General features: G+C 64.6%; 23 protein-coding genes and 2 pseudogenes. 6 read left to right on the forward strand and 19 right to left on the reverse strand.

Annotated elements, in window-relative coordinates; all coding sequences use genetic code 11:
- A partial coding sequence (locus F3H57_RS20980; RefSeq protein ID WP_149758726.1) for an integrase core domain-containing protein occupies window positions 1-298 on the forward strand: 298 nt, incomplete at its 5' end.
- 28 nt (window positions 299-326) lie between these two features.
- Here F3H57_RS20980 and F3H57_RS20985 read toward each other — a convergent pair.
- The 13 genes and pseudogenes from F3H57_RS20985 to F3H57_RS21045 form a co-directional block, all read right to left on the reverse strand.
- A pseudogene (locus F3H57_RS20985) lies at window positions 327-770 on the reverse strand (cytochrome c biogenesis CcdA family protein); the annotation flags it as partial.
- A 95-nt stretch (window positions 771-865) separates the two neighbouring features.
- Window positions 866-1,387, reverse strand: a complete 522-nt coding sequence (locus F3H57_RS20990) for a TlpA family protein disulfide reductase (protein ID WP_043847337.1) — start codon at window positions 1,385-1,387, stop codon at window positions 866-868.
- The gene (locus F3H57_RS20995) at window positions 1,384-1,962 is read right to left on the reverse strand and encodes a DsbE family thiol:disulfide interchange protein (RefSeq protein WP_051487970.1); all 579 of its coding nucleotides are present in this window, start codon (window positions 1,960-1,962) and stop codon (window positions 1,384-1,386) included. Before F3H57_RS20995 ends, F3H57_RS20990 begins: the two co-directional genes overlap by 4 nt.
- Before the next feature lie 701 nt (window positions 1,963-2,663).
- Window positions 2,664-3,866 (reverse strand): IS91 family transposase, encoded by a 1,203-nt coding sequence (locus tag F3H57_RS21000; protein WP_149758727.1) that lies wholly within the window; start codon window positions 3,864-3,866, stop codon window positions 2,664-2,666.
- A gap of 10 nt (window positions 3,867-3,876) precedes the next feature.
- Window positions 3,877-4,749 (reverse strand): tyrosine-type recombinase/integrase, encoded by an 873-nt coding sequence (locus tag F3H57_RS21005; protein WP_149758729.1) that lies wholly within the window; start codon window positions 4,747-4,749, stop codon window positions 3,877-3,879.
- 233 nt (window positions 4,750-4,982) lie between these two features.
- Complete coding sequence (locus tag F3H57_RS21010) at window positions 4,983-5,240, reverse strand: BrnA antitoxin family protein (RefSeq protein WP_149758731.1); 258 nt, start codon at window positions 5,238-5,240, stop codon at window positions 4,983-4,985.
- Window positions 5,194-5,475 carry a BrnT family toxin gene (locus tag F3H57_RS21015; RefSeq protein WP_149758733.1) on the reverse strand — a complete coding sequence of 94 codons (282 nt, stop codon included), beginning with the start codon at window positions 5,473-5,475 and terminating at the stop codon, window positions 5,194-5,196. Before F3H57_RS21015 ends, F3H57_RS21010 begins: the two co-directional genes overlap by 47 nt.
- A 35-nt stretch (window positions 5,476-5,510) precedes the next feature.
- The gene (locus F3H57_RS21020; protein ID WP_149758735.1) at window positions 5,511-5,786 is read right to left on the reverse strand and encodes a hypothetical protein; all 276 of its coding nucleotides are present in this window, start codon (window positions 5,784-5,786) and stop codon (window positions 5,511-5,513) included.
- Entirely contained in the window at window positions 5,770-6,447 is a 678-nt protein-coding gene (locus F3H57_RS21025) for a ParA family protein (RefSeq protein ID WP_149758737.1), read from the reverse strand. The genes F3H57_RS21020 and F3H57_RS21025 overlap by 17 nt, the downstream gene beginning before the upstream one ends.
- Before the next feature lie 189 nt (window positions 6,448-6,636).
- Window positions 6,637-7,686, reverse strand: a complete 1,050-nt coding sequence (locus F3H57_RS21030; RefSeq protein ID WP_149758739.1) for a replication initiator protein A — start codon at window positions 7,684-7,686, stop codon at window positions 6,637-6,639.
- Between the two features lie 402 nt (window positions 7,687-8,088).
- The gene (locus tag F3H57_RS21035) at window positions 8,089-8,634 is read right to left on the reverse strand and encodes a hypothetical protein (protein WP_149758741.1); all 546 of its coding nucleotides are present in this window, start codon (window positions 8,632-8,634) and stop codon (window positions 8,089-8,091) included.
- A gap of 19 nt (window positions 8,635-8,653) precedes the next feature.
- Window positions 8,654-10,057: a type IV secretory system conjugative DNA transfer family protein gene (locus F3H57_RS21040; RefSeq protein WP_149758743.1), complete on the reverse strand. Its 1,404-nt coding sequence runs from the start codon at window positions 10,055-10,057 to the stop codon at window positions 8,654-8,656.
- Window positions 10,054-10,359, reverse strand: a complete 306-nt coding sequence (locus F3H57_RS21045) for a mobilization protein (RefSeq protein ID WP_149758745.1) — start codon at window positions 10,357-10,359, stop codon at window positions 10,054-10,056. The genes F3H57_RS21040 and F3H57_RS21045 overlap by 4 nt, the downstream gene beginning before the upstream one ends.
- Before the next feature lie 634 nt (window positions 10,360-10,993).
- Here F3H57_RS21045 and mobQ point away from each other — a divergent pair.
- From mobQ to F3H57_RS21065, 4 genes are all read left to right on the forward strand, one after another.
- Window positions 10,994-12,193 (forward strand): MobQ family relaxase, encoded by a 1,200-nt coding sequence (gene mobQ, locus F3H57_RS21050; protein ID WP_149758747.1) that lies wholly within the window; start codon window positions 10,994-10,996, stop codon window positions 12,191-12,193.
- 119 nt (window positions 12,194-12,312) lie between these two features.
- Complete coding sequence (locus F3H57_RS21055) at window positions 12,313-12,660, forward strand: hypothetical protein (protein WP_149758749.1); 348 nt, start codon at window positions 12,313-12,315, stop codon at window positions 12,658-12,660.
- Window positions 12,661-12,752: 92 nt separating this feature from the next.
- Window positions 12,753-13,781 (forward strand): trans-3-hydroxy-L-proline dehydratase, encoded by a 1,029-nt coding sequence (locus F3H57_RS21060; protein ID WP_149758751.1) that lies wholly within the window; start codon window positions 12,753-12,755, stop codon window positions 13,779-13,781.
- Window positions 13,782-14,108: 327 nt separating this feature from the next.
- Window positions 14,109-14,723 carry a class I SAM-dependent DNA methyltransferase gene (locus tag F3H57_RS21065; protein ID WP_149758753.1) on the forward strand — a complete coding sequence of 205 codons (615 nt, stop codon included), beginning with the start codon at window positions 14,109-14,111 and terminating at the stop codon, window positions 14,721-14,723.
- A gap of 88 nt (window positions 14,724-14,811) precedes the next feature.
- On the opposite strand, the pseudogene F3H57_RS21075 reads toward F3H57_RS21065, so the two are convergent.
- The 6 genes and pseudogenes from F3H57_RS21075 to F3H57_RS21100 all read right to left on the reverse strand — a co-directional run bounded on the left by F3H57_RS21075 (window position 14,812) and on the right by F3H57_RS21100 (window position 19,556).
- Window positions 14,812-15,362, reverse strand: a pseudogene (locus F3H57_RS21075) (DeoR/GlpR family DNA-binding transcription regulator).
- Between the two features lie 18 nt (window positions 15,363-15,380).
- On the reverse strand, window positions 15,381-15,572 hold the full coding sequence (locus F3H57_RS22675; RefSeq protein ID WP_223163191.1) for a DeoR family transcriptional regulator: 192 nt from the start codon (window positions 15,570-15,572) through the stop codon (window positions 15,381-15,383).
- A gap of 311 nt (window positions 15,573-15,883) precedes the next feature.
- Window positions 15,884-16,906 carry an ABC transporter substrate-binding protein gene (locus F3H57_RS21085; protein ID WP_149758760.1) on the reverse strand — a complete coding sequence of 341 codons (1,023 nt, stop codon included), beginning with the start codon at window positions 16,904-16,906 and terminating at the stop codon, window positions 15,884-15,886.
- 128 nt (window positions 16,907-17,034) lie between these two features.
- The gene (locus F3H57_RS21090; protein ID WP_149758762.1) at window positions 17,035-17,793 is read right to left on the reverse strand and encodes an ABC transporter permease; all 759 of its coding nucleotides are present in this window, start codon (window positions 17,791-17,793) and stop codon (window positions 17,035-17,037) included.
- 9 nt (window positions 17,794-17,802) lie between these two features.
- Window positions 17,803-18,558: an ABC transporter permease gene (locus F3H57_RS21095; protein WP_149758764.1), complete on the reverse strand. Its 756-nt coding sequence runs from the start codon at window positions 18,556-18,558 to the stop codon at window positions 17,803-17,805.
- On the reverse strand, window positions 18,555-19,556 hold the full coding sequence (locus tag F3H57_RS21100) for an ABC transporter ATP-binding protein (protein WP_223163184.1): 1,002 nt from the start codon (window positions 19,554-19,556) through the stop codon (window positions 18,555-18,557). Before F3H57_RS21100 ends, F3H57_RS21095 begins: the two co-directional genes overlap by 4 nt.
- Between F3H57_RS21100 and F3H57_RS21105 the strand changes: the two genes are divergently transcribed.
- On the forward strand, window positions 19,537-20,520 hold the full coding sequence (locus F3H57_RS21105) for a substrate-binding domain-containing protein (protein ID WP_149758765.1): 984 nt from the start codon (window positions 19,537-19,539) through the stop codon (window positions 20,518-20,520). The genes F3H57_RS21100 and F3H57_RS21105 overlap by 20 nt on opposite strands.
- Window positions 20,521-20,578: the final 58 nt, after the last annotated feature.

The following is a 20,578-nucleotide window of genomic DNA, read 5'->3' on the forward strand; positions in this document are numbered from 1 at the left end:
GGAGTTCCTCCTGCGCAGCGACAACGGGCTCGTCTTCACCAGCCGGGATTACACAAAGATGGTCCGCAGCTACGGCCTGCGCCAAGAGTTCATCACGCCGCATTGTCCGCAGCAGAACGGCATGATGGAGCGCCTGATCCGGTCGCTGAAAGAGCAGTGCGTGCATCGGCAGCGCTTCGAGAGCCTCGCCCACGCGAGCCGCACCATCGGCGACTGGATCGCTTTCTACAACACCCGCCGACCGCATCAGGCGCTCGGCATGAAGACACCCGCCGCGACGTTCGAATTAGCGGCTTAACCTGAGCAGATTCCGCTGGGTCGATACAGATCGGCCCGATGCACGGTGTCCAGCCGAAACCGAAGGCGAGCCCGAGCACGTAGGAGGCGACCGGTTGCCCGCCCGGCAGGTCGAGATGGAAGCGCAGGTCGCGCTCCATGGCCGACAGGCGCGCTGCCCCGATCATGAACAGGCCGAACAAAATCACGATAGCGCCGCCCACGATGTTGAGTTCGTAGCGCCACCGCAGCAAGGTTTGGCCGAGCGCGGTCGCTGAGGCGCCGAGCAGGATGAAGATAGTAGAGAAGCCGAGGACGAAGCAGAGGCTGAGCCAGACGGCCCGCCCCTTCGAAGGCGCTGCGCTGCCGGAGACCGTACGTCCAGCAACGTAGGATACGTAGCCGGGCACGAGCGGCAGCACGCAGGGCGACAGAAAGGAAACAGCACCGGCCAGCAATGCCGCCATTAGTCCCAGAGCCGAAAGGTCAATCATATCCATATTTCCGCGCTGATCGAGACCGCCGCCACGTGTGCGCGCGGAGTGGAACGGCTGGCGCCGCAGGTGCGGTCGTCGTGCTTTTCCATGTCCTATTGTTTCCGTTCGTTAATAAGAGCGCTTATCTGCGCGACGGCTTCGGGGCTGTTCCATTCGGCCGGGCCTGCGAGGCGCCCGTGCTCGCGCCCCATGCGGTCGATCAGAATCGTTGTTGGCAGACCCACCACGGCCAAGGCCAGCATCGCGCGCGTATCCTCCGCGATATAGAGATCGAGGTTGCGAATGCCGGTCTCTCGGTAGAAGCGGCGCACGGGTTCGAGACCGGCCCGATCGATCGACAGCGGCAGAACATGAAAATTCGGTCCGCCGAGGCGCGCTTGCAGCGCGTCGAGCGTCGGCATCTCCTCGCGACAGGGCGGGCACCAGGTCGCCCAAATGTTCACAAGCAAGACACGTCCCTCAAAATCCGCCAGCGTCCGATCCCGCCCATCTCCGTCCACGAAAGGCGGCGACAGGAGATCACGAGGAGTCCCGTGAACAGGAATCGGTGGTCGGGCGGAGGCAGGGCTTGCCGCAAGCGCCAGGACTCCGGCAAGGACGTCACGCCGCCTCACGGGTCGCTCTCCGCCTGCAACCGGCGCACGACCGGCAAAATGTCCTCCTCAAGCGAGGCCTGATCAAAGGGGCCGACATGCTTGTATGCAATCTGCCCCTCGGCATCGATTACGTATGTTTCCGGCACCCCATAGACGCCCCAGTCTATCGCAACGCGGCCTGATTGGTCCGCGCCGATGCGGGTGAAGGGATCGCCGAGCTCGTCGAGGAATGCCAGCGCCGCTTCGGGATCGTCCTTGTAGTTGATCCCGTAGATCGGGACGATGCCCGCTTCGGCCAGCTCGACGAGAAGCGGGTTCTCCGCGCGGCAGGGGACGCACCACGACGCCCAGACATTAACGAGAGAAACCTGGCCCTCCAGGTCGACCGACGACAGCCCGTCCTGCCTCCCTTCGATGGGCGGCAGCGCGAACTCCGGGATCGGCTTTCCGATCAGCGTCGACGGCAACCGGTCGTCGTTGTTCCAGAGGCCCCAGTAGAAAGCCACACCGAGCAGGCCGAACACCGCCAGCGGCAAGAGCGCAAGCAGCCGCCCCCTCCGGTGCCGCTCTTCCTGGTTATCCTTCGAACTCATAGCCTGCCGCCAATACTTGGAAGGAATAAGATATCAGCGGGCGCTGATATATAGCAAGCTGTCGCAGATCACAACGCCGCAACTTCTCTCCGAGCGATGGGGGAGAGCGTTGCCGCGGCTTCGCAGAAGTGAGCCATTCTTGCTGTTTGGCGTCGTAGGAGATCAGCGAAAAGTCGGTATCTGACGAGGCCGTTGTATTCAGATTTCTGAACGGCCGCTTCGTCCGCATCGGCGGCGCTGCGACAAGGCGCAGCGAAAGGTGGGTTCAGATTCCCTGGTCCGGCGCAGCCTTCAACGACCGCTTCCGTGATCTGCGCCGCGGCGCAGAACCCCGCTTGCTGCGGCGGCGAACGACTCCGCCGCCCTGCTGCAGTTGCATCGAGTGGCCGCCGAACGACCGGAAAGTCTAAGGTTTGTGGCTGCTGGATGCTTGCCATCCAGCGGCGACAAATCTGACAAGGAGGAAAGCGCGGGCAGATTTCGGTGCTATGGGGATTGTGGCTCGGGTCTCGGGCCGTCGCTGCGCTGAACTGCGGCCCCATGACTTTGAGCACTGTAGGCCAGTCGATTTGCGTGCGCCGGCGCCAGGGATCGATGCCTGTCTTGGTCGTCATGTGCCTGTTGTGGCCCAGATTTTGGGCGGTTGGCCGCGCTGACGGGTCCGACGTCTCTGGATTGCAGGGCCGGGTGTGACGGTTGGATCATGCGGCATCCTCCCATGGTGGCGCGCGGGACTTCGGAGTTTCACCGCGGGTGAAGGTTTCGATGATGCGCATAGCGCCACCGCATCTGGGGCATGCCCGGCACAGGTCGCGCTCGTCCGGGGCGGTGCGCCCGTCCTCCTCTGTCGTCCGATCCGGCTCCGGAGCTTTATCGATCAGACGCCTGATCTTCTCGATCCTGTCACGCCGGATGCCGTTGGCCAGGAAGCCAGCGTGGCGGATGCGGTGGAACCGCGATGGCAGGACATGGATCAGGAAGCGGCGTATGAACTCGGCCACGGGAAGACGCATGACCTTCATCCGATCGCCGCGCTTGATGCGGTAGTCTTTCCACCGGAAGGCCACGGTGCCGGCGTCCGCGCTGACAAGGCGATGGTTCGAGATCGCGACGCGGTGGGTGTATCGGCTGAGATAGGCCAAGACCGCCTCCGGGCCGCCGAAGGGGGGCTTGGCGTAGACGACCCAGTCGGCTTTGCGCAGCGGCGCGAGATGGGCCTTGAAGGCATCGGGGTCGGCCGACTTCGACAGATCGCCGAAGAACGCCAGCTTGCCGGCCCGGTGCAGCGCCTCCAGCCCTTCGAGGAACAGGCGCCGAAACAGCCGCGACAGGACCTTCACAGGCAGGAAGAACCCCGGGCGACAGGCGACCCACCGGGCGCCGTCCGGCGACAGCCCCCCGCCCGGGACGATGACATGGACGTGCGGATGGTGGGTCATCGCCGAGCCCCATGTGTGCAGCACGCTGGTCATGCCGATCCGCGCGCCCAGACGCTTGGGATCGGCGGCGATGGTCAGCAGCGTCTCCGCGGATGCCCTGAACAGCAGACCATAGACCGCCGCCTTGTTCTGGAGGGCAATGTCGGCGATCCGGGCCGGCAGGGTGAAGACCACGTGGAAGTATTCGACCGGCAGAAGGTCCTCGATGCGCGCCTGCATCCAGTCCCGCGATGCGGCCCCTTGGCATTTCGGGCAATGCCGGTTTCGGCACGAGTTGTACGCGACATGCTCGTGGCCGCATTTGGTACACGCCGCGACATGCCCGCCGAGCGCGGCGGTGCGGCAGGTCTCGATGGCGGACATCACCTTCAACTGAGGCAGGTTCAGATGCCCGTCATAGCCACGGCGATATGCAGCACCATGGGCGCGGAAGATATCCGCGAGCTCCAGCTTTGGACGGGGCACGGGACCGGGATCAGCCGGAACCAGCCTCCCGTCGCTGCAACAGATCGAGCGGGCTGGTCACGTCCCGGATCGTCTTGGTGGCGACCTTCGTGTAGATCGTCGTGGTCTCCAACTTGGCATGACCGAGCAGCACCTGGATCACCCGGATATCGGTCCCGCTCTCCAGAAGATGTGTTGCAAAGCTGTGCCGGAGCGTGTGAGGCGACACCTTCTTCCTGATCTCGGCGAAGTCGCAGGCAACGCCGAAGGCGCGGTTGAACTGCCGCGTCGAGATCGGATCGATCCGGCTGCGGCCGGGGAACAGCCAGCCCGCGGGCCGGGCTTCGCGCCAATAGTCGCGCAAGAGCTCAAGCAGGCTCGGCGACAGCATCACGTGGCGGTCCTTGCGGCCCTTGCCCTGGTCGACGCGGATCAGCATCCGGTCGCTGTCGATATCGCCGACCTTCAGATGGGTGACTTCGCTCGCCCTCAGCCCGCCGCCATAGGCCACGCTGAAGGCTGCCCGGTATTTCAGCCCCGGCCCTGGTGCGGCTTCGAGAATGCGCGTCACTTCCTCGGCGCTCAGCACGACCGGGATCTTCTTCGCGGCGCGCTGATAGCGCATGTGCCGCTTCATCTCGGGGCGGGGACACGTCGTCGCGAAGAAAAAGCTCAGCACCGTCAGCCGGTTGTTGAAGGTCGGTGCGCCGACACCGCGCGCCTTCATGTGGAGTTGAAAGGCCCGTAGCTCCTCCGGTGTCGCCGTATCCGGCGAGTGCTCCAGAAACCGCGTGAACTCGCGCATCGCGCGCAGGTACATCGTCTGCGTCTTCGGCAGCAGCCCTCTGATCTGCATATCCTCGAGAAACCGTCGCCGCAGGGCGGGTACATGCTGGTCCGTCATCGGAACCTCCTGTCATCGGATTGAGAAGGTCCCAATCGTCAGACAGGCGCGCCCATCCACCAAATCCCGGCGCCCCGATCAGCGCCCTACACTCGCCCCTGGCGCCCCTACCGCGAGAGCGGTTTCGTCCAAGTCCCGCATAGGAGACCTTGGCACAAAGCGCCGCGAAGGTCCGGTATCAGCTTCCCATCTGCTGTTGCAGCACGCGTCGAGCCGATAATCGGGCTGTATGTTTACGGCTCTTGGAGCCCAGCAGCTTGGCGAAGGGCATCATTGATACGGGTTTGCCACCCGGGGCCACCGGATCGGAAGTGTTCCACCACGTCCGGATCCAGCCGCAACGTTGTTGAAACCTTCGGTGATGGGGATTTGGGCCGGCCTCGCCGGACCGGCGCGGCATCGAGCGCATCACGCCATTCCGGAGAAGTCAGATCAGGGACGTCGTCAGGATCGCTCCAGACGGCCGCCGTATCGTTTCTGTTCTCGGTCATTGGCCTTCCTCATGCTGATGACACGGATTGCCCGACCGCGCCACGTCCACGCAAAAACGACCATCCGGCCGTCCAGGTGGCCGATCGTGACGAAGCGATCTTCGCCATAGTCCTGACGTTGGTCCGAAATGGTCAAGTGGGGAGCGTCGAAGACCGCCCCTGCCCTCTCCATATCGAGCCCACGCTCTGCCAGTGTATTGGCGCGCTTCTCCGGATCACACTCTACTTCAGACATTTATGTAGTTACAAAAACTCCATCTGTAAATGGCGCTACGAGCGGTTCTCGTAGGCATCCATGAGGATCGAGAGCATGTCGGCGTAGGTTCGGCGGTCATCCTTGCAGAGTTTACGGAAGCGCGAGATTACATCGATTGGTGCCTTGATGCTGATCTGACCATCCCGAACGGGCTCCCGGCTAGGCCACCGCTCCGCGGCGGCCTCGGAGACGGGGCTATCAGCTCTCTGGTCCTGCGGTGTCTCGTGCCGGGCGGCGCCCCCTGCCCTCTCGAATTGCTGCAACCGGCTGATATCAAGCGAACGCGGCATGGCGTGACTCCTCGAGCATGTCGATGACCTCGGCGGCGAACGCCTGAGCATTGGTGATGGCTTTGTCGATTCCGTTGACCTCGGCCGGATCGAGTTGCCGCAGGCCACCGCCGGAGTTGTGCAGCGAAGAAAACGCCGTGCGACGGTGCAGTTCGGTGTCGAAAACGCGCGTGGCAGCGCGCAGCTCGGTGTTGATATGTTTCTCGAGCTTGCTCTTAACCGCAGCGTTAGTACGCGCGAAGAGAACAGCGGCAGGTATCGGGCGGCGGCGCGCTCGTTCCTCCATGGCGATCTGCGCGAGAGTTTCGATCGCTTCGTCGGCGTCCTGCTGCTCGTCTCCTGTGGGGACGATCACGAGATCAGATTCCGAGATGGAGAACGACGTCAAACGGGAGGCGGAACCTTCGAGATCGATCAGAACGAACGATGCCCGCTCCTTCGCTGCGGCAATCTCGTCCTGGATCTCACGCTCTCCCTTGCTGGCGATTACCTCGATCCGGCCCGGAGTGCGCGAAAGACCTGCCCAACGTGTCAGACGGGCTGCTGGGTCAGCATCGATGAGGATGACATCGGTACCTTGAGCCAGTTCGGTTGCGAGTATGATGGCTGACGTAGTCTTGCCGGCGCCGCCCTTTGACGACGCAAATGAGATGACCGGCATTGGACTGCCTTTCTGTTTGCTGCTCGTGGTCCGAGTATCCCCGGCAGGCGATACCGAGGGAAGCCCAAGCCTGCCTAGGTAGGCCATGACATGGCGTGGTTGTGACTGCCATGCCATGGCTGTGGTACTATACTACACTGTATCCTACTATACCTATGAGTACCTCAAGGTACTTTCACCTGTTGAAGCTTATGCTTTCCCGCGCCGCGCAGCCCACTTTCTGCAAAACCCGATGAAAGCAGCGTCGGGATGCTGTGGAGGTTCGTCGATCCACATACGCCATTCCTGCTCCAAGAAATGGACGTCCCATGTAGGAGCGACCTCTCGGGCCTTTTCATATACATCCGCGGAGAGGTGGATCGAGTTTGCCGCGACTGGCGTCGTACTCTCGGCGTAGACGTCCAGAAACTCGGGCTTAGGCGAAACTTCCAGGACATCGTGCTGCAGCCTGAAACAGTAGTCGGGCATATGCGCCAGCTCCTCATCGGCCTTGCATATCACCTTGACGAGGCGCTTGAACTCTTTCGCAGGAGAGGTCGAGCCGGTCTTATGCTGGAGCTTGTCCAGTCCGATCCGCCAGACATCTTGCCTTCCGCAGTGCTTTCGAGCCAGCTCGTAGAGTCGCCGCTCGAGCGGCTTTCGAAGTTGGAAATAAGCCTTGTGCAAGGTCAGGACATTCTTGTTCTCAATCGCCTTGACGAGCCAGTCCCCCATTTCGAGCTCAACGCTCAGAAGCCGCCCGGTGGAATCCTCCTTCACGATCCGTGCATCTGTGATGAAAGAGATGGAACGCCACTCGCCCAAACCGTGATCATGGATGTTCGTCTCGATCTGAGTGAACTGAAGCCGGGTGAGGGCTCGGCGGAGCGTCGCATAGGCTTGGCCCGTCGTATGGCGGTTCGTGGCCTTCAACAGGTCGTGGGCCGAGATCCTGACCCGTCGTCCAATCTCCTGGCCATCGTTCTTTGCGGCCATGAGCTGGCTGAGGACGTAGATCAGGATGTCCCGGTCGAAAACATTGGCTCGACCTTCGGTGGCCGCCGGCGTGATCTTCACCTTCACATTGCCTTGCTCGTACTCGAACGGGGCCAAATCCTTCTTTACTGAAAGTGAAAACAGGGGATGCTCCATCGAGGCCCGGTCACTCTTCGGTGTAGCGTCCAGAATATCGCACACGAACAAGTCAGGCTCGGTGTGCCGCTGGGGGAGCAGCGCAGTCCTCTTCCTCGGCCTCGCCATTATTCGATACTCTACCCACCTTTGTTCGACACTCTGCCCACCGGCAGATTTATCGATACTCTACACACCATTCTTCGATAGTCTACCCACCATTCTTCGATACTCTACACACCGGTCCAGAAAAAAGTTCCGATTACGCTATATATATCAATACCTTATCCACCGCCCGATTCGCGTAACACAGACTCTAACACCTATTAACACACCCTCAGCAGCTCGGAGCCTGTGGATAACTCCGCTCGCCGCGGCTGAGGCAGCAAAACGGCGGATCCCGAAGGGCCCACCGTTTGTTGTCGCTCTTGCTGTTGGGAGTATCCCCTTACGCAGCCTTATTGGCTGCGCCTTGCACGTTTGCACCGGCTTTCTGGCCCATGTCCTCACCGGCTTTGGAGGCTAGCCACATCACTCCCCGTAGAACACGCAGGCATCTCGGCCGTCTGTCGTCCGGGTCCACTCCGCCCCCATGGCGGTGCAGGTTGTACCGTCGCCTGCCATGAAACGGGGCAGTCCGACGGTCATTGCAACGGCCAAGACGACAGCACCCAGACCGAACCATGGAACACGGGCCTTGAAGCGATCCACCTTGCGCTCCCGTTCCCGCATCGCCCGGTAGACCCCGGACTGATCCTCTTCGACCTTCGCTAGGGTTTTCTCCGCCCGGGTCGCGGCCTTGGACAGCTCGACGCCAGTCGCATCGAGGCGGTTGAGGGTTGTGCCGATGTGGCCGGCCACCGCACGTCCCACCATCTCGCCATAGCGCTCCGGATCGGTCTGGGTCTTGGCCGAGAACGCCGCCTGGCGGGCCTCCGTCGCCGTCTTGTTCACGCGATCCAGTACCTCCGTCTGCGTGTCCACGCGGTCCGATACGCTGGCCAGCACCGTGGAGAGCAGATCGAGAGTTTCGCGCAGCTCCTCGTCCGAGAGGGCAGGGGAGGGCGTGTCGGTCATGGAAGCGGTCTCCTTCGATCTACCGGACCTCGGGGGTGAACAGCCCCGCGAACTCGGGGTCGGCATAATAGCGCAGTTTGCGCGCGATCGCGGGCGGCTCGCCCTGGAGGCGCAGAAGCTGGCATTCGGACGGCAGCTGCATGATCTCGTCCGGCGTCAGCAGGTCGCGCCCGGTGAGGCTGGTGCCGGTGGTCGGCAGGTCGCCCGGCCGGCGGCTTTCGGTGCGGTAGCCGATGGTTTCCTGCCCCATGGACTGGCTCAGCCACTTCGCCGTCTCGAAGTCGTTTACCCCGAACACCTGCTGCACGCCGGCATTCGCCACGAAGGTCGAGGCGCGCGCGCCGTAGAGGTCCCGGAGCTGGCTTGGGGCTCCGCCCGTTCGGCAGCGAAACGTTCCCCCAGAGCGTTTCCGGGCAGCTGCCTCACCCATCACGATCCGGGGGCTGTCGAGGAAGTGGGTGTGCCGCTGCGCGTTCGACAGCACCGAGGCGGCCTCGCGGTCCGCCTTGCCGGCGAAGCGGTTCGCGGCACGGGCCACCAGCCCCTCCGCCGCATCGCTGTCCTGCATCAGCGCCATGAGCGCGGAGAGCCGGTCCGGGGGCAGGGTCAGGTATTCCCGGACGGAGGCGAGCGTGCGGCGCTCCGGCTCCTCGTGGGCCACGCAGAACATGATCAGCCCGCCGAGGAGGGCCTTCGCCTCCTCGTTCCAGTGCGCGTCCCCGGATTGTCCCGGCGGGTCCACGACCAGCGCCTCCGCCAGCGAAGCGGCATCCTCGCCGATGTCGGGGCTGTCGGCCGAGAGACGGTCGAGCGGGTTGTAGGCGGCGGAAGGCCTGCCGGAGACGCCGAAGGGATCGAGGACATGGACGGTCCCGAAGCGCTCGCGGGCCTCGCCGGTAACCCGGGCGTTGTCGCCCTTGGGATCGATCACCAGCACCGAGCGGTCCACCGCGAGCAGGTTGGGGATCACCGTGCCGACGCCCTTGCCGGCGCGGGTGGGGGCGAGGGTCAGCAGGTGGGCCGGTCCGTCGTAGCGCAGGAGACGGCCGCGCTGGCTGCGCCCGATCAGCAGACCGTCCGCGCGTTCGAGTTTCCGCAGCTCGCGCGTCCCGGCGAAGCGGGCGGAGCCGTGGCTGTCGCCGGCCCCGCCGCCGAGGAACCTGTCCGCTCCGGAGATCTCCCGCCAGTGCCCGAAGGCGAGGACCGCACCGCAGAGCATGAGGGGCGCGACGACGACCCATTGCCAGGCACTCTCACCAGGCGGGCCATCGAAGATCGCGAAGACGAACGGCGTGGCGACCAGCGCGCCGATCCCGGCCCCGAGGACGAGCCAGAGCGCCAGCCAGCCGAGCAGGAACGGGGCCACCACGAGACCGGCAACGAGGCGTGCGAACCCTCCGAGGATGGCCCCGACCGTTCTCATTCGGACGGCGGTTCCGGGGTGGCCTGCGATCCTTCACCGGACCCGGCCGCAGCCGTGGGCGGCGACCAGTCCTCGAACGCCTTGCGGTCGTTCTCCCGGGTGAGGTTCCGGAGCAGACGGTCGAGCATCGCGGCGGCGTTGGTGTCGCGGGCGGCGAGGTCGATGAGCGCCCCGCCGAGGATCACCTTGCGGCGGGTGTCGAGCTTGCGCTGGCGACTGGCCTCGCGGTTCTTGGCGGCCTGAAGCCGGGCCTTGGCCTGGGCGAATTGCCGTTCGGCTTTCTGGAGTTCGGTCTCGGACAAATCGCCTCCTCCGTGATCCAAGCTCCCGACGTCTCACGTCAGGCTTTACGGATTGAGCGGTAGCGCGTACCCGTAGGCCTGTAAAGGACAAGGGCGCACTTATGCAAACTCTCCGCCTCCCTCCGGTCGGTCTCCGAGATTTGCGTGCGATCTCCCGGGGGCACAGCCCCCGCCGATGGCGTCCCCGGTCGATGCACGCATCGACATGGAATGGCGCGCTGCCCCTTCCAAACCTTCCCAAGCCAACACGCGCTGTTGGATCGCGTCCCGCTCCATCCCCACGCCACCGGCTCGGCCATGGCCCCTCCATGGGGGCCGGCCTGCCGTTGGCTTTGGCGCCGAAGCGGCGGGCGTCCGTCTGCCCCGTCGAGGGGCATTCCATCCGCCGGGTTTGCCCCTGGCAAACCGCACGTGAGCCGATCCAATATCCCGCCCCCCATAAGGCTGGGGATATTGGATCGGATCATGTGCAAGCCCGTCCCTCGGGCCTCCGGGAGGCCGCTCGCTCCGGGCTGTCGTCCGGCCCCCGACGCCTGCGTTGTGAGGCGCGGGTCGGGGGCCGGACGCGTGCTGGCCCTGGGGCCAGCATGGCGGTGCGGCGTTCGGTCGGTCTGACTGTCGGAGGGTAGGGCGCGTGGCGAGCTACCACCTCTCCGTGAAGACCATCAAACGCAGCGCCGGGCGCTCCGCCACGGCGGCGGCCGCCTACCGCTCCGGCGAGCGCATCGACTGCCTGCGCGAGGGGCGCGTCCACGATTACACCGCCAAGCAGGGGATCGAGGACAGCTTCATCGTCGCGCCGGAGCACGCCCCTGCCTGGGCGCAGGACCGGGCTGCGCTGTGGAACGTCGCCGAGGAGCGCGAGACTCGAAGGAACTCCGTCACCGCCCGGGAGTGGGAGCTGGCGCTCCCCTCCGAGATCGACGCGGAGGAGCGGGCGGAGATCACCCGCGCTTTCGCGGAGCAGTTGGTCGAGCGCTACGGCGTGGCGGTGGATGTTGCCATCCACGCCCCGCACCGCGAGGGCGACCAGCGCAATTTTCACGCCCATGTCCTGACATCGACCCGGGCGCTCGGGCCGGAGGGCTTCACCGACAAGACCCGCGTGCTCGATGCCGCGCAGACCGGCGGCATCGAGATCGAGGCGATGCGCGAGGCCTGGGCCGAGCTTCAGAACCGGGCACTGGAGCGGGCAGGGGAGCGTGAACGCGTCGATCACCGGTCGCTCGACGCGCAGCGGGAAAGCGCCCAGGAACGCGGGGACGCGCTCTCGGCCGAGGAGCTGGATCGGGCCCCGGAGGTGAAGCTGGGGCCGGCTGCCAACGCGATGGAGCGCCGCGCCATGCGGGAGGCCGAGGCCGAGGGCAGGGAGTACGAGCCCGTCACCGAGCGCGGCCGCGCCGTTCACGGGGCGCGGCAGGCGCGGGCCATGGTGCGCGAGCTGCGCGAACGGGTGGAGCTGGCGCGGGAGACCTACGGCGCAGAGCGGGAGGCCGGGCAGGGCCGCGTGTCCGCCGGTCTCGCGGCGCTCCGGGCCGCCGCCGAGAAGGACCGGGGCAGGGAGAGCGACGGCCAGGCGCAGGAGCACGAGGATATCCGCGAGCGGCTGTCACGGATCGTCGGGCGCGAGGCCGGAGAGGAGGCCCCCGGGCGAGAGACCCCGGCGCAGGGACGTGAAAGCGTCAGGGATCGGCTGGGCGCGATCCTGGATCGCTCGACCCCCGTCGAGGTCGAGCGCGACAGCGAGCTGGAGCAAGATCCGGAGAATGAGCGCGAGGAGCACGAGAAAGAGCAGAGCCGCGAGCGCGACCGGGGAGAGGGGTGGTCACTGTGAAGATCATGGTACGGAAACCGCACCAATGTCGCCTGAGGGGGCGTCTCACTGCAAAGTGCGCTCGACAAACCCGTGTGACGGCTAGCTTATCGGGTATCCCTTATTAACAAGGACTTGGTATGATCATCATGCGTATTGCGACCGTAGCCGCTCTTTCTGTCGTTGCCTTTCCGGCGCTGGCAGCGACACAGGAAGAGCTTCATGATGCCCTCGTGGGCAACACGTTCCAGGGTGACATGGGCGGTGGAGGTTATTCCAGCTACTTTGCCGAGGACGGCACCTACTACGATGCGGGCACGTCCGGGGTCTACGAGATCACCGAGGACGGCGTTTGCTACCCCGGCACGGATTTCGGCTGCTATCAGGCAACTATCGACGGCACGTCGCTGGAGTGGATGAAAGACGGTCAAAGCGCCGGGACAGGTCAAATCCTCGAAGGCGACGCGCTCAATCTAAGGGGCGAGTAATTCTTGGGAGGCCTCGGACTGCGTCTGGAGTGCCGTGGTTGGTCGTTTTGGGCTAGGCTACACGGGGCGTTGTCTCAGAAAGGAAATCTCGTTTGCGCTCCACCAAGACCATCCATGTCATATCCGCCCATGCCGAGGGTGAGGTGGGCGATGTCATCGTAGGCGGCGTCCTTCCACCTCCGGGCGACACGATCTGGGAGCAGAGCCGCTGGATTGCGCGCGATGCCACCTTGCGCAACTTCATTCTGAACGAACCGAGAGGCGGTGTTTTCCGTCACGTCAACCTACTCGTGCCGCCAAAGCACCCCGAGGCACAGGCCGCCTGGATCATCATGGAACCTGAAGACACGCCGCCGATGTCCGGTTCAAATTCGATCTGCGTGTCCACAGTCCTGCTGGATACCGGTTTGGTGCCGATGCAGGAACCGGAAACCCTATTGGTCCTGGAAGCCCCTGGAGGGCTCGTGCGCGTGCGTGCCGAATGCCGGAACGGCAAGGCCGAGCGCATTCATGTCCAAAACGTGCCATCCTTCGCCACCGATTTGGATCGGAAACTGGAGGTCGCAGGCCTCGGCACACTGACGGTCGACATGGCTTATGGCGGCGACAGTTTCGTCGTCGTCGACGCCGCGGAATTGGGCTTTTCGCTGACGGAGAGCGAGGCGCATGACATCGCGAAGCTCGGTGTCCAAATCACCAATGCCGCGAACGACCAACTGGGGTTTGAGCACCCGGAGAACCTGGATTGGCGGCATATCTCATTTTGTCTCTTTGCCGGGCCGCTTGTCGAAGGGCCGGAAGGTTTGGAAACCGGCGCCGCCGTCACCATTCAGCCAGGTAAGGTTGACCGATCCCCCACAGGAACCGCGCTCTCGGCCCGCATGGCCCTCCTGCATGCGCGAAACAAAATGCAGATCGGTGATCGTCTGACTGCCCGCTCGATCATCGGGTCGAAGTTTGCGGGAACCATCGTGGGTGAAACAACGGTTGGTTCTCTCCCGGCCGTCATCCCCGAGATTTCCGGACGTGGTTGGGTTACCGGCATCCATCAGCACATGCTGGACCCGGCTGATCCGTGGCCCGAAGGGTACCGGCTCTCCGATACTTGGGGAGTGCGCTAACCGACCTTCCTGGCGACCGTCACGACTGGTCCGGCTGTCGTTTTCTGACTTGAAAAGGCATCGCCGCAGCAGCCGCGAGCCTTCAAATGCAGTGAACGAAAGGTTGGGAAGCCGAGGCGTAACGGTAGCTGGCCGAGTGACGTGCTTCCACGTCTGGAAACCTGAGAAGGGGAAAACCGAGTAGAAGTCTGTTCGCGACCTACAGGGTTAAGCGGCTCGGCGTGTGACGCCTCCAGGATGGGAGGGAGCATGGCTCCCAATAATCCAGGCGCCAGGCCGCGGCCCTCTCGATAGACATCACACAACAGCCGGGCTATCAGTTTGCCCATGGCAGAAAAGAAGGTGAACGAGGTCTACGACCTCAAGGGAGACGACGTTCAGCGTGCGTATTACGACGACTGGGCGCGGAGCTACGATCAGGAATTGGTGGACCTCGACTACCGCACTCCCGGCCGGTGTGCGGCCGCGCTGAGCGCGACAGGTTTGGCCAAGGACGCCCCGATCCTCGATTTCGCTTGCGGCACGGGCCTCTCGGGCAAGGCGCTGGCTGATGCGGGGTACACCGTGATCGACGGTACCGATATCTCGGAAGGCATGCTGGACGAGGCGCGCAAGCTGGGCGTCTATCGCGACCTTCACGTCGGCGTTGTGGGACATGAGCCGGATATTCCGCCCGACACCTATCAGGCGATCAGCGCGGTTGGTGCGATCAGCCCCGGCGCGGCCCCTGCGACCTACCTCACCACGTGTCTGCACGCGCTGCCCAAAGGGGGCCACATGGTCGTCTCGTTCAACGAGCATATCGAGGACGACCCGACCTACCAGCAGACGCTGGACAAGGTCATCGAAACCGGCATGGCCGAGTTGATCTCTTCGGAATACGGCGATCACCTGCCCGGCCGCGGCACCAAGTCCTGGGTCCATGTCCTGCGCCGCCTGTAATCCGTCACCGCCGGAGCAAGTCCCGGCCTGGCGGTCGCGCTAGAACGCGGACCTCTGCCCTTTATCTGAACAGGGCGCCGCTCGCGCGTCAGCCGGCCGTGATTACGCGCACGTCGTGTTGCTCGAACCGCCGGGCAAGCGGTCCCGGCGGGTCCCTGTCCGTGATCAAGGTGCCCACGTCCTCGAAGCCGCAGACGCTGACTGGGGCTTGGCTGTGAAACTTCGTCCCGTCGGCGACGACCAATACCTTGGAGGACTGGCGCATCATCGCGCGCGCCAGTTCGACTTCTTCGAGATGGTAGTCCATGTAGCCGCCCTCGTAATGGACCGCCCCCATCGACAGGATCGTGAGCTTGGCACGGACATCGCCCGGACGCTCGCTTCGCCCAAGATGGAGCAATTGTCGGTCTTCATCTCCCCACCTGGCATATGGACCCGGTTGCCCTCGCCGCGCGCGAGCGTCCGCGCGATGTCCGTGCCGTTCGTGATGACGAAGAGGTTGCGCCGGGCGAGTAGGGCCCGTGCGACATAGACCGTCGTGGTGCCGTTATCGAGCATCACGGCGTCACCGTCCTCGACCTCGGCCTCGGCCACGCTCGCCTCTGCGAGGGCGCGCTTGGCCTCCGCGTTCTCCTCCATCCGCTTCTCGAACGCCAGTTACGTGCCATGCTCGGCCAGCAGGACGGCGCCGTGGACACGCTCGAGAAGCCCGCGGGATTGCAGCACCTTCACGTCGCGCCGCACGGTCTCGTCCGAGACCTTGAGCAAACCTGTTAGCTCGGCAATCGTTAATGAACCTTGGTGCCGGAGCGTGGCCATGATTTCATTGTAACGGTCTGTTTTGTGCATCGAGCGAATACTGACATCAGGCTGTTTGAGGAGTAGCCCCCGCTTGCGCAGCGACGGGTTGTAGCTGGACCAGTTAGTCGTGCGATAGCGGGCGTAAGGTGGCTTGCTCATGCAGCTTGGGTAACCGCGTGGATTCACGGTGTGAATTCTCTGTCGTCAGCGTTGTGCAATAACGCCATATCTCAAGATAATGTTCGAGCCCCCGCCGGGCGGGAAGCTCCTGGATTGTGTTGCGTCTGCTTCGTCATCGCAGACTCGCAGTCTCCGGGCCGGAGACGCCGGCCCGGAAATGTCCGCTACAGTCGCCGGCCTCAGCCGCTCATTTCGCCCGTGCCGCAGCCCATTCCAGCCGCCTCCTCGAGGTAGCTCGCGTCGACGAAACCGCTGGCATCGAGCTCGGTGTCAAGCTCACCACCATCATAGAGCAGGTCGGCCAGCTTCTGGTAGCCTGAGGTGTCGAGCAGTGCGGCCGGCTCGGTCGGGAACATGCCGATCTGCATCGCGACATCGTAGAACTTCGACACGGCCTCTTCGTTGGCGCCGCGCACGTTGTCCATGGTGTAGGAGACGAAGTCCTCCTTGCTGGAATTGATCCAGTGGTTGACCTCCAGGTTGGCGCAGGCGATCGCAGAGGCGAGCTCCGCGTTCTCCTCGATGTAGGCGCGCTCGGCGAAGACCGCGCGCGACGACAGGCCCGGCACGATGTCCGACACATAGCCCAGAAGCTGCGCGTTGGCGCCCTGCGCCTCAAGCGCGAGCCAGTTGTCGATATAGACCACGGTCGCCTGCACCTGCCCGGCCAGGATCGCGGCGGCGCGTTCGCTGCTGCCGCCAACCGGCACGATGGCCACGTCCTCTTCGGGGGTCAGGCCGTTCTGCTTCAGGATGTAGCGAAATAGCATCCCGTTGAACCCGCCCGGTCCGCTCGTGCCGATGGCCTTGCCGTCCAGGTCGGCGATCTCGTTCACGCCGGGAGACGACACGATCGCGTAGTGCATGGTCGAGATCGGCGCGCCGATCGCCACGACGTCGACGCCACGCGCCTGCCCGATCAGGATCTCGTCCGAGCTGCGAGAGGCCACGTCGACCCGGTCGGCGATGATCGCCTCGAGGCCCGAAATCGTCGGCAGCTCGACGCGGGTGACGTCGGCGCCCCAACCTTGCAGAATCTCGATCATCCGCAGCGTGCCGATATTGAGCACCTGCGCCTGGGCGGTGCCGATGGTCACCTCGGTCCCGGAAAGGTCGAAGTCCTGGGCCGCGGCGCCGGATGCGGTCAGCGCGGCCAGCGCGGTTCCGGCGGCGAGCGCCTTGAAGCTGGTCTTGGTGGTCATGGTGGTCTCCTCCACATGGGTCGGTTCGGGTCCGCGTGCGCGGCACGCGGGACGTTGGGTGCCCGGGTTCGGAACGACCGCCGCTGTCGCCCGGGGCGTTTTTGGTGGCGCGGCACGAAAGGGCGCGGTCAGGCACCCTTCCAGTTCTGGAACCGGCGTTCGAGCATATCGAGCGCGGTGACGATCAGTGTTCCGGCCGAGGCTATGATGACCACGGCGACAAGCATCTGCGCGGGCACGAGCTCCGAAGAGCCCTGCTGGATCACCCCGCCAAGCCCGACGATCTGCAGGAACATCTCGCCGATGATGACGCCGACGATGGCGCGTTCGGCGCCAATCCGCAGCCCCGCCAACACGAAGGGGATGGCGCCGGGGATCAGCACGTGCCGCGCCAGCTGCAGGCGCGTGACCCGGAATGACCGGGCGACCTCTACGAGGTCGGGCCGGGCATGTCGCACGCCCTGCGCGGTGTTGGCGCTGATGGCGATGGCCGACCAGAAGAACACCAGGAACAGCCGCGCCTCGAACCCGATGCCGAACCACACGACGATCAGCGGCACGAGCACCACGCGCGGCGTGGCGAAGATGGCGTAAAGATAGGGCTGCAGGATGTCGCCGAAGCGGTCGAACGCTCCCATCACCACGCCGAAGGGCACGCCCACGATAACGGCCATCGCGTAGCCCAGGAACAGCGCGCGCATGGTCACCTGCGCCGCCTCGATCAGCACGCCGGACCGGTAGAGTTCGACGAACTCGGCGGCGACGACGCTGGGCGGCGAGAACAGCAGCGGGTTGATGCTGCGGCCCACCAGCTCCCAGCCGCCGAAGACGATCACCAGGCTGAGAAGCGGCAGATAGAGGCTCGGTTTCTTGAGATTGGCAAGCATGTCAGCCCCTCAGGTCCAGTGAAGCCGGCGTTCGATCCGGCCGATGACAGAAACGATGGCGATACCCAGCAGCGACAGCGGCAGGATCGACGCGAAGACATAGTCGGTCTGGAACATCGAGCCGTAGGACTTGATCAGCCCGCCGATGCCGCCCAGCCGCAAGTAGGTCTCGGCCACCGCCATGCCGACCACGCCGCGCCCGGCCGCGAGCCTGAGACCCGCCAGCAGGACCGGCAGCGCCGCGCGCACCCGCACGCGGTACAGCAGCTGCAATTCGCCCGTCACACCGAAGGAACGCGCCACGTCGACCAGGTCCTTGGGGTCGTCGCGCAACCCCGATGCGACCGAGAACATGATCGGCACCACCGCCGCCAGCACCACCACGATGACGCGGCCCGGAAAGCCGAAGCCGAACCAGACCAGCACCAGCGGCACTAGCGCGATGGTCGGCGTCGCGAAGAGCGCGCTGAAATAGGGGTTCAGCATCCAGTAGGCGGTGCGCGACCGCGCCACCAGCGCGCCCAGCACGAAGCCCAGGATCGTGGACACGATCAATCCGACGATCAACAGCCAGATGCTCTCGGCCATCGCGGTGATCAGCTCGCCGCTTGCGATAAGATCCCCCAGTGCAGCGAGGATCTGGCTGACCGAAGGCAGCACCAGCTTGTTGCCGAGCAAGCGAGCCGCGATCTCCCACACGGACAGGAAGATCACGAGGCCAACGATCTGGTCGCGGCGGACCTGCGCCTTGCTGCGCTTTTTCACGATGCTTCCTCCTCGCGCTGCTGGACCAAGTCGTTGCGCAGCTGCTGCCAGATGTGGCCGCGAACCTTGGCAAAGTTCTCGTGCCCACGGACGTCGTATTCGAAGCGCGGATGCGGTAGATCGACGTCAATCAACTCGCGCACCCTTCCCGGGCCGCGCGACATCAGAAGCACCCGGTCGGCCAGCAGCACGGCCTCGTCGAGGTCGTGGGTGATGAAGATCACTGTCTTGCGCTCTTCGTCCCAGATGCGCAGCAGCTCTTCCTGCATCAGCTCGCGGGTCTGGGCGTCGATCGCGCCGAAGGGCTCGTCCATGAGCAGGATGTCGGCGCCGGTCGACAACGCGCGCGCCAGGCCCACGCGCTGCTGCATCCCGCCCGAAAGCTGGTGCGGGTAGGCATCGACGAAGCGCTCGAGCCCGACGCGGCGGATGTGCTTCATCGCCGTGTTGCGCGCCTCGTCGGCGGGGAACTTGCGCACCGTCAGCGGAAAGGTGACGTTGTCGATCACCGTTTTCCACGGGAACAGGCCGAAGGTCTGGAACACCATCGCACGACGGATTCCGGGTTCGCTCACGGGTTCGCCCTCGACGATCACTTCACCCTCGTCGTGCTGTTCCAGGGACGCCATGATGCGCAGCAGCGTGGTCTTTCCGCAGCCCGAAGGCCCGATGATCGTGAGGAACTCGCCCTTGCGGATGGTCAGGTCGATGCCATCCAGCGCCAGCACCGTCTTAGCGTTGCGATCCTCGGACAGTCGGAACGTCTTGCGCACGCCCCGAAGCTGGATCGCCGGAACCTCCACGTCGGAATCTTTCACGTCACACTCCTCCTTGTTTCCGTGATGATTGATGGCGGCGCTCCGGTCCGCACGCCGCATGGCGCACGCTTGACGCTCCGGAACGATTGATGTCTTTGGCAACCGAATGTCGTGCCTGGCCGCGGGCCGGCCGATGCCGCCGCCACCGAAAGGCCCCGCGATGAAGATCAGTTTCGCCACCTGGGACCATGACCGCACCCTGCCGCTGCACGACGGGCGCGTGACAGTGCCCGGCGTCGAGTTGGAAAGCCATATCCACCCGACCTCGAAGCTGTTCCCGCTGGCCGTCCAGGAGGCGCGGTTCGACGTCACCGAGCTTTCGGTCTCTAGCTACCTGCTGCAGATCGCGCGGGGCGGGTCGGACTACACCGCCGTCCCGGCCTTCATCAGCCGCGCGTTCCGTCACTCGGGGTTCTACGCGCGCCGGGGGGCGGGCATCGAGACCTGCGCCGATTTCGCCGGCCGCAGGGTCGGTGTGCCGGAATACCAGATGACCGCGGCGGTCTGGATGCGCGGCATCCTCAAGGACGAGTTCGACGTCGATTGCGAGGACATCCATTGGCGCACCGGCGCGCTGGACGCGGGCGTGCGGACCGAACGCCTGCCTCTCGCGCTGCCCGAGGGCATGGCCGTCGAGCCCATCGAAGCGGGGCAGACCCTGCAGGAGCTGCTTCTGGCGGGCGAGATCGACGCCGTGCTGGCGCCCAAGCCGCCGCAGGCCTTTCTGGACGGCAACCCCGACATCGTGCGGGTAATCCCCGATTTTGAGGCTGCCGAGATTGCTTATCACGCGCGGACGGGCTTCTTCCCGATCATGCACCTGCTGGCTGTCCGCAAGACATTGGTCGAGACCGATCCGGCCCTGCCCCGCAAGCTGTTCGCGGCCAGCGTCGCCGCCCGCGACATCGCGATCGATCAGCTGCGCGCTATCTGGCTTGGCAATTCCAACCGTCTCAGCCTGCCCTGGCTCAATGCGAGCATGGAGCGCACGCTGAAAAGCTTCGGGCCGGATTACTGGCGCTACGGCGTCGCCGCGAACCGCGACGAACTTGCCGCGATCTGCCGCTACTCGGTCCAGCAGCACCTTGCCCCCCGCCTGGTCGATCCGGAAGAACTGTTCGACCCGTCGGTTCTGGACACTTGAGCACGGCAGCCGGGCATGGGCGGTGATCCGCCCGGCCGGGCAAGGCACTGCCTGACCT

Origin of the sequence: Roseivivax sediminis, assembly GCF_900112685.1 — a bacterium.
Lineage (GTDB): Bacteria > Pseudomonadota > Alphaproteobacteria > Rhodobacterales > Rhodobacteraceae > Roseivivax > Roseivivax sediminis.